Here is a 12,573-nt window from a genome sequence, read left to right as displayed (position 1 = left end):
AAGAGCAATGAATCCATTACAACATTTTGAAAGTTTTATGCAGGAACTGTATAAGACCTTTCATGCGCATGATCTTCAACAAACTGAACGTCTGCAACGTTATCGAAATATTGAGCCTGAATCAGGCCGATTTTTATCATTACTCATTCGTGCCCAGCAGTCCAAACGTATTCTGGAAATTGGGACTTCTACAGGCTATTCCACTTTATGGCTGGCCGAAGCTGCCCGGCAGACTCAAGCGACGATTACAACATTAGAAATAGATGCAGAAAGAGTTGCGCAGGCCGAGCAGTATGCAAGTCAGCTAGGCTTGAAGGATTTGATTGATTTTAAAGTGACAGATGCCTTGCATTATCTGCATGCTGAGCAGGACGTATTTGATTTTATATTGTTAGATGCAGAACGTGATGCTTATGTGGATTATTGGACCCATTTGGCCCGATTGCTCAAGCCAAAAGGTGGAGTATTGCTGGTGGATAATGTGATTTCACATGCTGCGGAAGTAGAAGAATTTATTCAGCTGATCCAGCAGGATTCACGTTTTATCATGAGTACGTTGCCGATTGGAGCTGGCTTACTCATGGTGACTTATCGTTAAGCAGAAATTAGTTAAATTAAAACAGGCAAACTCGGTCGAAATGTAAGTTGTATTCAAGATATTTCTGTACAAAGGCCATTTTATCTTGTCGTCTTAACAGGTTGTCATAAACAAATTCGGGAACAGGATGGTAGAGTTCTATATCGCCATTGCTATAAATGATTTTCAGGTGGCGGCTAGAAGGACTATAAGCCCATGAGATCACGGTTAGCAGTTTTTGCATACGTTTTCCTCCACTGAATATTATTATCTTATGTCTTGAACTTATGCCAACTGACATTGAAGATGTATAACTGAATTGTAAGCATAAGTAGGGGATTGTTATGAAGAGGATGCAATATGCATGCCTGATTTTTATATGATCTTTAAAGTGAAAAATAAAGATTTAATAGGATGGCTTTAGATACAAGAAAAGGGAAAATAAAACGTTTGGCCAATAGAGCAATCAAATAAACGTTCAAATAAAAAACCACGCTAAAAGCGTGGTTTTTTTGAATCAGTTCAATCTAATGCAGATTAGATTTTACCAACTAGGTCGATTGAAGGAGCAAGAGTTGCGTCGCCTTCTTTCCATTTAGCTGGGCAAACTTCGCCTGGGTGAGCGTGTACGTATTGAGCTGCTTTAACTTTACGAAGAAGTTCTTGAGCGTCACGACCGATACCGCCAGCGTTGATTTCAACGATTTGGATTTTACCTTCTGGATCGATCACGAAAGTACCACGGTCAGCAAGGCCGTCAGCTTCGATTAATACGTCGAAGTTTTTAGCAAGAGTCCAAGTAGGATCGCCAACCATTACGTATTGGATTTTTTTGATTTCTTCAGAAGAATCGTGCCAAGCTTTGTGAGTGAAGTGAGTGTCAGTAGAAACTGAGTAGATTTCAACGCCTAATTTTTTGAATTCTTCGTAGTTGTCAGCAAGGTCGCCAAGTTCAGTTGGGCAAACAAAAGTGAAGTCAGCTGGGTAGAAGAATACTACAGACCATTTACCTTTAAGGTCAGCTTCTGTTACTTCGATGAATTTACCATTTTGGAACGCAGTTGTTTTGAACGGTTTAACTTCAGTATTAATTAAGCTCATCATTGTCTCCATGATTGAGGTTTGTATTTAATTTCCAATAGGGTACAGAAATTATTTTTCTTGCTGAAACAGTATTTTTACATAACATACATCGGAAAAACCGAATTAAGCTAAAAATAAAACACCATCAGCACAAACAGCATTGCTCTTGATATAAATGATTCAACCGTAGAATGGTGAATACATCATGACAAGACTCACCCCGATTTAATGCCTCTTCAGACATGATGCCGCAAGCAGTAAAATTCAAGGGCAAAAATTAAAAAATTATAAAAATATTCAAAATGGCCGTTCTTTCGCTTAGGGGCAATACAGCGTAAAATAGCTGCCTATTGTCTTTTTTTATATCAGGTGTTTTCTCAGTGCAGAGTCCTTTAAATGTAGATCAGCTCGTTATGGCGCGTGACCGTCATCGTTTAAATCGACTCCAAAAAGGTAAAGATGCCAACCAAAAGCAATATCAAGAATTATTTGAAAAATCGCATGCCAAAGTCATGCAGCGTATCGAACGCATTCCCAATATCAAGCTGAATCAGGATCTGCCTGTTACCCAGTATGCAGACAAGCTGATTGAAGCGATCCAGCAACATCAGGTCATTATTGTGGCTGGTGAAACCGGTTCCGGTAAAACTACGCAATTACCACAAATCGCCATGCTGGCAGGTCGAGGCCTGACTGGTCTGATTGGCCATACCCAGCCACGTCGTCTGGCTGCGCGTAGCGTCTCACAGCGTATTGCAGAAGAAGTTGGCGAGAAACTGGGTGAATCAATTTCCTTTAAAGTCCGTTTTAATGAACAGGGCTCACAGGATTCGATCGTCCGTTTGATGACGGATGGTATTTTATTGGCAGAGTTGGCCAATGACCGGTTCCTGACCAAATACGACACCATTATTATCGATGAAGCGCATGAACGCTCGCTGAATATCGATTTCATCATGGGTTATCTCAAGCAACTGTTGCCGCGTCGTAAAGATTTAAAAGTGATCATTACCTCGGCAACGCTGGACGTAAACCGTTTTAGTAACTACTTTAATGGCGCACCGATCTATGAAGTGGAAGGGCGTAGCTATCCGGTAGAAGTGCGTTATCGTCCAATTTCTGAAATGAGCATTGTCGGCAGTGATGACGACGAGTTTGATGATTTTGAAGAAAATCTGCCACGCGCAGTGGTTGCAGCAGTAGAAGAATGTTTTCAGGATGCACAGGAAAAGGGGCATCCAGAACATGCTGATATTCTGATTTTTGCCAGTACCGAACAGGAAATTCGTGAACTGCAGGAAACCTTGATCAAGCATGGTCCACGCCATACTGAAGTGTTACCACTCTACGCACGATTAGCATTAGCAGAACAGCAAAAAATCTTTAATCCATCGGGTGGTGGTCGACGGATTATTATCGCCACCAACGTAGCAGAAACTGCACTGACTGTACCGAATATCCGTTATGTGATTGATAGCGGTTTTGCCCGTATTTCCCGTTATAACTATCGTTCACGGGTGCAGCGTTTACCCATCGAAGCGGTTTCTCAAGCTGCTGCCAATCAGCGTAAAGGTCGTTGTGGTCGTATTGCGCCAGGTGTCTGTGTTCGTCTGTATAGTGAAGAAGACTTTTTAAGTCGTCCTGAATTTACCGAACCTGAGATTAAACGGACCAATCTGGCATCTGTTATTTTACAGATGCAAAGTCTGGGCCTAGGTTCACTGGAAGATTTTGATTTCATTGAGCCACCAGATCACCGTCTGGTGAATGATGGTCGCAAGCTCTTGATTGAGCTTGGGGCGATGACGGAGAAAAATCCCCCTAAAGTTGCCGACGAAAAGCAGTCGGCAACTTCTTCCCCCTTTAAGAAAGGGGGAACACAAGGGGGATTAACCAAGATTGGTCAGCAAATGGCAAAAATGCCAATTGATCCACGTCTGGCGCGAATGATTCTTGGTGGAGCCCATTTTGGTGCGCTGAATGAGGCTTTGGTGATTGTTGCAGCTCTGGCAGTACAAGACCCACGTGAACGTCCTGCGGATAAGCAGATGCAGGCCGATCAAAAACATGCCTTATTCCGTGAAGCAGATTCAGATTTCCTGTTTTATATCAAGCTCTGGGATACCCTGCATAACAACCGTGAAAGTATGAGCGAAAACAAACGCCGTACTTTTGCACGGAATCATTTCCTGAGCTGGTTACGTCTGCGTGAATGGAAGAAAACTCATGAGCAGCTGGTGGACCTGGCTAAAGGCTTAAAACTGTCCTTTAATGAAAAGAAAGCCAGTTATGAAAATCTGCATCGCGCTTTATTGACTGGCTTACTGTCTTTTATTGCCAACAAGACTGATGAACGTAATGTGTTTATGGCAGTTCGTCAGCAGAAAGCACGAATTTTCCCGGCATCAACGCTGCACAAAACCAATACCCCATGGGTGATGGCTTTTGAAATGGTTGAAACCTCGCAGGTGTATTTACGGACTCTAGCGAAAATTGAGCCGGAATGGATTCTGCTGGCTGCGCGTGACTTGCTGAAACATCATTATTTCGAACCGCACTGGTCGAAAAAAGCGGGTGTAGTCAATGCCTATGATCAGATTTCGTTATTCGGTCTGATCATCGAGCCGAAACGTCCGGTCAATTATGAGAAAGTGGATCAGCCAGCTGCACATGAAATCTTCCTGCGTGATGCACTGACTACTGGAAATCTCGGTATTAATCCCCCATTCCTGAAGCATAATTTGCTGAAACTGGAAGAAGTGGAACGGGTAGAAGACAAGCTACGCCGTCGTGACTTGGTCGTGGATGAAGAAACCATTTACCAGTTTTATGCCTCCAAAGTGCCGCCAGAAGTGGCGAGTCGCCGTAGTTTTGAAGACTGGCGTGCCACGGTAGAGCCACATGATCCACGTTATCTGTTTATTGATGATGATGCGCTGTGGCTGAATGATCGTCCGACCACACAACAATTTCCGGATTATTTACGTAATGGTGAATTGCGCCTGGCGACCAGTTACCGTTTTGACCCAAGTCATGATGAAGATGGTGCAACGGTTAAAATCCCGCTGCAGGCTTTGCCGCAGGTCGATGAAAATATCTGGTCATGGGGGGTTCCAGGCTGGCGTCTGGAACTGATCGAAGCTTTATTAAAGACTTTGCCTAAAGATAAACGCCGTAGTCTGGTGCCGATTCCAGATACTGCGAAAAAGCTAGCAGCCCGTATTGATGCGGTAAATTTACGTGAGCATATTTTCAGTTTTCTGGCTTTCCAGTTGCGTGGCGAGCAGATTACAGAAAAAGATTTTAGTCTGGATCGGGTTGAGCAATATCTCTTGCCTTTGATCAAGGTGATAGATGAAAAAGGTCACGTGATTGAACAAGGCCGTGATCTGGCCGAGCTAAAAGCCCGTTGCCGTACTGAAACTCATAGCCCGGTGAAACAGTTAAAAGGTGAATTTAAAACCTTCCCTGAAAACTTTGTCTTTGAAGCATCGCAGAAAGTGACGGGTGTAGTCGTTAAGCAATATCAGGCACTGGTTCCTACCAAAGACTTCGCTGCACTGGAACAGAAAGATGAATCTGGTGTCGTGATTCAGACCTTTAATGATCAGGCTGAAGCCGTCAAACAGCATCGTGAAGGGATCATTCGGCTGGTGCATATGCAGCTCGGAGATCTGGTGCGTCAGCTGAAAAAACAGATTTCCAAACCGCTGGCACTGGCATATTCACCGCTTGGCGATAAGGCCCAACTGGAGCAAATGTTAGTTTATGCCACACTCCACCTGTCAATTAATGAGCTGCCTGTCAATATGCAAGAGTTCCAAAAGTTGGTAGAGGATGTAAAAAAATCTTTCCTGACTCATGGCCAGACTGCACTGAAAGAAATCACGGATATTTATATCCAGTGGCAGGAAATTCGTCGTAAATTACTGGTTTTAGACCCATCTATATTTGGAAAAAATATTGATGATATTGAGGATCAGCTTGATTTGATGAGTCTTTCTGACTTCGTTTATCGGAAACCTTCCGACGTATGGTCAGAATTTCCACGTTATTTGAAAGCCCTGATCTTGCGTTTAGAGCGCTTGCCAAATAACCTACAGAGGGATGATTCCGCCATTGACCAAATTGATCCGTGGATGGAAAAATTATTTAAGTTTAAAAATGACGCTCGCCTTAAAGAATTGTATTTTATGGTTGAGGAGTTAAGGATCTCATTGTTTTCTCAACCGATGAAAACGAAAACACCCATTTCTCCAACTCGCCTGCAAAAAGTATGGGAACGTCTTGGAATCAGTTAAGATATAGGTCATTTTGAGAAGGAGTTTTACATGGGCATCCGTATTACGGGTACTGGCTTGTTCCATCCGGAAGATGTCATTACCAATGAAGAGTTAGTTGAAAGTTTAAATGCTTATGTGGAACTGTATAATCACGAAAATGCAGATAAAATCGCTGTAGGCGAATTAGATGCGCGTCGTGGTTCTAGCGCAGAATTTATTGAAAAAGCGTCAGGCGTACAACGCCGTTATGTGTCAGAAAAAACTGGCATCCTCGATCCAAAACGTTTACGTCCAAATCTACGTGAACGTTCAGATGATGAAATTTCCCTTCAGGCAGAATGGGGCGTGATCGCAGCAAAACAGGCGATGGAAAATGCTGGTGTCACTGCTGAAGATATCGATGTTGTGATCCTGTCATGTTCAAATCTGCAACGTGCTTATCCTGCGGTTGCGATTGAAATCCAGACTGCTCTGGGTATTCAAGGTTATGCGTATGACATGAACGTCGCATGTTCAGCAGCAACTTTTGGTTTAAAACAGGCTGCCGATGCCATCAAAGCAGGTGCACGTCGTGTATTGCTGGTAAATGTCGAAATTACCTCTGCACATACCGATTTCCGTTCACGTGACTGTCACTTTATTTTTGGTGATGTCGCAACTGCATCGATCATTGAAGATACTGAAACTAAAACCGGTTTCGAGATTCTGGATACATCATTATTTACCCAGTTCTCAAACAATATCCGCAATAACTTCGGTTTCCTGAATACGTCTGAAAATGCAGATATTGACGACAAACGTTTCCGTCAGGACGGTCGTAAGGTATTTAAAGAAGTGTGTCCACTGGTTGCCAAGATGATTACTGCTCAACTTGAGAAAAATCATATTGCACCTACAGATGTAAAACGCTTCTGGTTGCACCAAGCCAATGCCAGCATGAATGAATTGATTCTGAAACTGGTAGTGGGTAAAGAAAATGCCAAACCAGGTCTGGTACCTATCATTCTGAATGAGTTTGCCAATACTTCTTCCGCAGGTGTCATTATTGCCTTACATCGTACTGCAAATGAAGTTGAAGACGGCGAATATGGCGTACTGTGTTCATTTGGTGCAGGCTATTCAGTGGGTTCAATCCTGGTACAAAAACGCGTGGCGTAAGCCGGGAGTATATTTTGCAGGTCAAGCATGACGCAGCATGGATCAGGCGCTTAAGTGCCTTATCCAAACTGTATTTCACGCCTACTTTTTTAGGGGCTGAAAATATTGATGCCAGTCGACCTGCAATGTATGTCGGTAATCATTCCATGTATGGCATCTTTGATGCGCCAATGCTGATTGATTACCTGTACAATGAACATCAAGTGGCTGTGATCAGTATTGCTGATCATAGCCATTTTTATGTGCCGCTATGGCGTGAAGCAGTGAAGAAATTTGGTGCTATTGATGGCATACAGGACTATGTCCGCTCGGCCATGCAGCAAGGCTACTCGATTCTGGTCTTTCCGGGGGGTGGCCGTGAAGTGCTGAAACGGGAAGGTGAGCAGTATCAGCTGATTTGGAAAGAGCGTTATGGCTTCCTTAAGCTGGCTCAAGAGTTTCAATACGATATAGTCCCTTTTGCTGCACTCGGCGGTGATGAAATCTATGAGATTGGATTTGATGCCAATAAGATCATTCAACATAAGTATTTTCAAAAATTATTAAAAATTCCCCAACTCAATAAATTATTACGTCATGGTGACGTGATTCCTTCCTTACCTAAAAATCTGTTTCCCAAACGCTTGCCTTTTTATTTTCAGTTTATGCCGCGGCAGCCAATTCATCATGTGCAGCACGAGAATGATCTGATTGATTTTCGTGAGTATTTACAACACAAGATCTACCAGGGGCTAGAACTGTTGGCTGACAGACGTCGGCAAGATGGAGTCTAGGTCTTTTCATCATTCCTGCTTTGCTTTACATTGAGATCGAATCGTCTAAAAAATCACCATGCTTCAATTTCTGTAATAGAAAGGAAAAAGCGATTTTAAAGGATTGAAATTCAGTAGGTCTGTAACTCAATAGGGTTAAAACGAAGGGGGAAATATGGAACAGGAGGGTTTGTTACTGCCATTCAGACAGCTCGCTGAACAATGCCTCATTATTTTTCCTGAGTTAAATCAGCTGTATCTGGATCAAATGGCGCTTATTGGTCATGTGAATGCCCAGAATTTGTTCAGGATTCATCAGGATGAGCATCGAATTGATCTGCTTAATGGCTTATTAAATATACAGCTATATACACCTCAAGATTTAAATCTGGAAAGTCCCCATGCCTTAGCAGAAATGCAGATTGATTCCAGGCTGGCTAAAGCAGAGGCTTTGGAAGAGTTTTTCTTTCAGGATATTTACTTTCTGACTGGCGATTTAAAGCCCCAGCATTCCCTGTTTTTACGTGATAAAGCCAAACAGCTCCGTCAACTTATTATTGATCAAGTCTATATATGGGTTAATGCGCCTGACCGAGTTGCTAATTGCTTAAAACAGATGTCGCTTGTGCAGGCTGAAATCATCGACTCCTTTATGATTAAAGCCGAAGTTTATACTCAGCCTTGTATCAGTAATTGTCTTCAAAGTGGACATGAGATTCCGGCGCATGTTTTAAAACAGCTACAGCAAATCTTTTCCTTGCAATATTTGCAGCCAGATGAGTTTCTATCGATTCAGTCAGTGATGGACAGTCTGGATGCATTCTGTTTCAGTGCGCCTGAGTTTCTGCACCCAGCGACCTACCGGATTATCTCTTTATCCTTTGAAAACCGGTTCAATCTGCATGAACTGAATGACCATATTGACGATATCCGTTTGCTGTATCGGCATGCCGAAGAGCAAAGTCATCTACTGGGCTTTGTCCGGCTGATGAATCGTGATAGCTGGCATCGGAGTGATCTGCTATCCAAACGCAATTTTCTGGAAAATAATCCTTATTTATGGCAGAAAAAAGTCGCCAAACTTCCTTTATTTGACTGTCATCGGGTAGTGAACTGGTTATTTAAACAGCCTGCGGAAATCTTGGATTGGCTGAGCAGCAATATTCAACATAGCAGTGTGCGGGTGGCGGCAACAGCTTTAAGCTTTATCGATACGCATCATGTTCATCCGCAGATTGTTTTAGCTACCTTGCAATATTTTCAATATATCGCAGCACGTCTGTTTATTGATGATGTTCATCAATATGCTCTTCAGCATTGCTGGTTTGAGCATGAGCTGAATCGAACAGTTGTTCTCAAAGGGACGCGTCAGGCTATTGAGGATCATCGTATTGCGATTACTCCATCGATTTTATATCTGGATGAATGGATCGGATTATTGCGGGATGTAGTGGCAATGGATGATCAGATGACTAAAAGGGTGTATGCCAATTTAAGTCGGGTCATGCAGGCTTATATGCAGCATCTGTATAAGATTACCCGTGATTTACCTGAGGATGTGCTGGCTTATATTCGGCCCCAAACTCAGCAAGACCGCGATTTTTATAATGTACTACAACGTAACCAGATTCCATTTGTAGAGTTCAGGAAGCGTTTTTACTTGCATGCCCGGCATGTACGGGAATCCTGTTTTGATGGTTATATCCGTGATTATCTGCCGGAGTATTTTTCTACTCAAACGGAAGTGCCTAAGAATTTAAGCTGGACCAGTTTATTTACGCAGGCAGTTGCCTGGCATGAACAGATTCAGAAGCAAGAGATTATTGCCAAGTTCAAAAAAGACTTTGCTTTAGTCAGCTGGAGGCCACTCACACAGGCACATTTTCTACTGTATTTTAATTGGCGTTTTGAGGAGTTGAAAACACTAGAGCGGATTATTGAAGAGGCCAGAATATTCCGGAACTGTCTGGCTGCAAGTTATGCACAGCGTATAGTCGAAGGTGAATATGTGGCCTTTCGCATGTCACATCCTGCAATCAAATTACCTCTGATTTTAGGCTGTCAGTTGCAAAATGACCAAGTCATCTTTGACCAGCTTGAGTATCCAAATAATCAAAAAGCGGAAGTTGAATATATCAATATTGCCCAGCATTTTATTAACTGGTTAAACCTGCAGGCTTGACCTGATTCAGTGCTTTTCTGTCTGTGAAGCTTAACTTTTCCGGCAAAAATCGTTAGGCTATAGCCGTTCTTTTACGGTATCTCTTTTATGAAACAGGAAACTGCACTTAAGCTCTTAAAAGCAGGGGAAAATGTCTTTTTAACCGGTTCTGCGGGTGCAGGGAAAACTTATACGCTCAATCAATATATCAATTATCTGAAAGCCCGTAAGGTGTCGGTCGCCATTACTGCGTCGACTGGTATTGCAGCAACGCATATGAATGGCATGACCATACATACCTGGGCAGGAATTGGGATCAAAGACTTTTTGTCTGAAGAAGACCTGAAGCGGATGAAAGAGCGCAAATACCTGAAAGAACACTTGGAAAATGCGCAAGTCCTGATCATTGATGAAATTTCTATGCTGCATGCCAAGCAGCTCAATCTGGTCAATCAGGTGCTGAAATATTTTAAGGAAAGTGATGAAGCTTTCGGTGGGATTCAGGTCATTGTCGCAGGGGACTTTTTCCAGTTACCGCCTGTTGGAAAAAATGATGAACGTAACCGCGATAAATTCTGTTTTATGTCGGATGCCTGGGTTGAAGCCAAGTTTCGGGTTTGTTATCTGACCGAGCAGCATCGTCAGGGTAATGACTACCTGAATGATATTCTGAATGCCATTCGTGCGCAGGCCATTTCACCTGAACATCGTTCAGCACTACAGGCCACACGTCAGCAGGATATTGGCGATACTTATACACGTCTCTATACCCACAATATGGATGTCGACAGCATTAACTTTAAACATCTGAATGAAATTGATCAGGATCCCCGCCAGTTTGATGCGCAATGTGATGGTAATGAAAAACTGATAGAAACCTTGAAGTCTTCAGTCCGTGCACCCGAAGCCTTAACCCTGAAAAAACATGCCAAAGTCATGTTCGTGAAAAATAATTTCGATATGGGCTATATCAACGGCAGCTTAGGTGAAGTGATCGGCTTTGAAGATGATGATGAGCATGGTGTTCTGCCAAAGGTCAAACTGACAGATGGAACTACATTAATTGTAGAGCCTGAAACCTGGTCGGTGGATAATGAAGCCGGTAAAACCATTGCCAGTTTCCAGCAGATTCCACTACGTCTGGCTTGGGCAATCACCATCCATAAGTCTCAAGGCATGACACTAGAAGCTGCTGAGATTGACCTGAGCCATACCTTTGAAAAAGGTCAGGGCTATGTAGCATTATCCCGTTTAAAAAGCTTAAATGGTCTACGCTTGAAAGGCTTTAATGAACAGGCTCTGGAACTGGATAGTCTTGCCATTAAGGCTGATCGCCGTTTTCAGGAACTGTCAGATGAAGCAGAAGCGAATTTTGAAAACGTGGATTTGACTGTACAGCATAAGGCCTTTATCCGTCATTGTGGTGGCACTTTGAATGAAGTCGAGATCCAGCGTAATGAGAAGAAAATTGCCAAAAATGGTGGCAAGCAAAACTACGCGACTGCAACCTTGGATGAAACCCGTGAATTGTTTGAAGAAGGTTATGAGATTTCCGATATTGCCACTGAACGTGGCTTGACACCTGCCACTATTATTAATCATTTAGGACGTTTGCATAAAGAGCAAGGGCTGGATATCTCAGTAGCTCATCCGGGTGAGGAAGTTGTTGAACAAGTCCGCAAGATTTATAAGCGTCTGACTAAACGTCAAAACTCAGATCATTTCAATGATGACGGCAGTATTAAATTACGTCCGATCGTGGAACTGACCAGTCCGCGTATGGGTTATGATCAGGTACGTTTGGCTTTGCTGTTTGTGGAATAAAATTTGAGTTTTTAAATTTTAGTATTTAACGTGAGCTTTTACTTTTGAGAGATCAAAAGTAACAAAAATCTTTTGTTGGATTGAAGGTACATCCTGTACCTCAATCCAACGAGCGACATCCATGTCGCTGATCATGTGATTTAATACTTTGCAGTTCATAATTTTAGAATGTTAATTTTTAAGAATATTGCACAATCATGGTTAAAGGCTTATTGCGTTCCAATCAATAACGATAAAATCCCGGCCGCAATTAATGGCCCGACAGGAACACCACGAAGTACCGCGACACCTGCGACTGTACCAATTAATAGACCTGCAACGACATCAGGCTGACTCGACATCAGTTTCACCCCACGTCCACCAAGCCAGGCAACGAATAGACCGATTGCAATTGCCAGTAAAGATTTCCAGCTCAGAAATGATTTAAGAATACTGTCACCAGGAATTTTCCCGCTAGCAATCGGAGTCAATACGCCAATGGTTAAAATAATAATCCCGATATTTAGGCCATATTGCTGTACATAAGGTAAGAGTTCATTGAGAGGCGTGATTTTTAATACGATCAACACGGCCGCAGCAATGGTCACAGCAGTATTATGACTAAAAATACCGCAAGCCAGTAGAACCAGAAGAACAAGCAGATTCAGATCAAGTTGGGACATGAGGAGATAAAAAAATGAAAAGTCACAGGATTATAGGCTTTTTAGCCATTTAAAGGGAGAATGCTCTACAAGA

Annotated in this window: 9 protein-coding genes; 6 read left to right on the top strand and 3 right to left on the bottom strand. The window is 42.7% G+C overall.

The window, feature by feature from the left end; genetic code table 11:
* Positions 1-7 precede the first annotated feature (7 nt).
* A complete protein-coding gene (locus FTV34_RS03140) occupies positions 8-598 on the top strand; it encodes an O-methyltransferase (protein ID WP_180068839.1) in 591 nt (196 codons plus the stop codon).
* A gap of 16 nt (positions 599-614) precedes the next feature.
* Here the strand turns inward: FTV34_RS03140 and FTV34_RS03135 are convergent, their stop codons facing one another.
* The gene (locus FTV34_RS03135; RefSeq protein WP_004784043.1) at positions 615-821 is read right to left on the bottom strand and encodes a KTSC domain-containing protein; all 207 of its coding nucleotides are present in this window, start codon (positions 819-821) and stop codon (positions 615-617) included.
* A 293-nt stretch (positions 822-1,114) separates the two neighbouring features.
* Positions 1,115-1,678, bottom strand: a complete 564-nt coding sequence (gene ahpC / locus FTV34_RS03130; RefSeq protein ID WP_004784041.1) for an alkyl hydroperoxide reductase subunit C — start codon at positions 1,676-1,678, stop codon at positions 1,115-1,117.
* Positions 1,679-2,040: 362 nt separating this feature from the next.
* Here ahpC and hrpA point away from each other — a divergent pair, with 362 nt between their 5' ends.
* The 5 genes from hrpA (at position 2,041) to FTV34_RS03105 (ending at position 11,838) form a co-directional block, all read left to right on the top strand.
* A complete protein-coding gene (gene hrpA, locus FTV34_RS03125) occupies positions 2,041-5,961 on the top strand; it encodes an ATP-dependent RNA helicase HrpA (RefSeq protein WP_180068837.1) in 3,921 nt (1,306 codons plus the stop codon).
* A 30-nt stretch (positions 5,962-5,991) separates the two neighbouring features.
* The gene (locus tag FTV34_RS03120) at positions 5,992-7,101 is read left to right on the top strand and encodes a beta-ketoacyl-ACP synthase III (protein ID WP_180068835.1); all 1,110 of its coding nucleotides are present in this window, start codon (positions 5,992-5,994) and stop codon (positions 7,099-7,101) included.
* Positions 7,102-7,115: 14 nt separating this feature from the next.
* Entirely contained in the window at positions 7,116-7,874 is a 759-nt protein-coding gene (locus FTV34_RS03115) for a 1-acyl-sn-glycerol-3-phosphate acyltransferase (protein ID WP_180068833.1), read from the top strand.
* A gap of 154 nt (positions 7,875-8,028) precedes the next feature.
* Positions 8,029-10,035 (top strand): hypothetical protein, encoded by a 2,007-nt coding sequence (locus FTV34_RS03110; RefSeq protein WP_180068830.1) that lies wholly within the window; start codon positions 8,029-8,031, stop codon positions 10,033-10,035.
* 87 nt (positions 10,036-10,122) lie between these two features.
* Positions 10,123-11,838, top strand: coding sequence for an AAA family ATPase (locus tag FTV34_RS03105; RefSeq protein ID WP_180068828.1), 1,716 nt, complete (start codon positions 10,123-10,125; stop codon positions 11,836-11,838).
* A 209-nt stretch (positions 11,839-12,047) separates the two neighbouring features.
* Here the strand turns inward: FTV34_RS03105 and FTV34_RS03100 are convergent, their stop codons facing one another.
* Positions 12,048-12,500, bottom strand: coding sequence for a DUF441 domain-containing protein (locus FTV34_RS03100; RefSeq protein WP_180068826.1), 453 nt, complete (start codon positions 12,498-12,500; stop codon positions 12,048-12,050).
* Positions 12,501-12,573 lie beyond the last annotated feature (73 nt).

Source organism: Acinetobacter sp. YH16038, assembly GCF_013417275.1.
Classification (GTDB): domain Bacteria; phylum Pseudomonadota; class Gammaproteobacteria; order Pseudomonadales; family Moraxellaceae; genus Acinetobacter.
The sequence above is the reverse complement of the archived record's forward strand: the minus strand, read 5'-3'. Positions and strand labels throughout refer to the sequence as shown.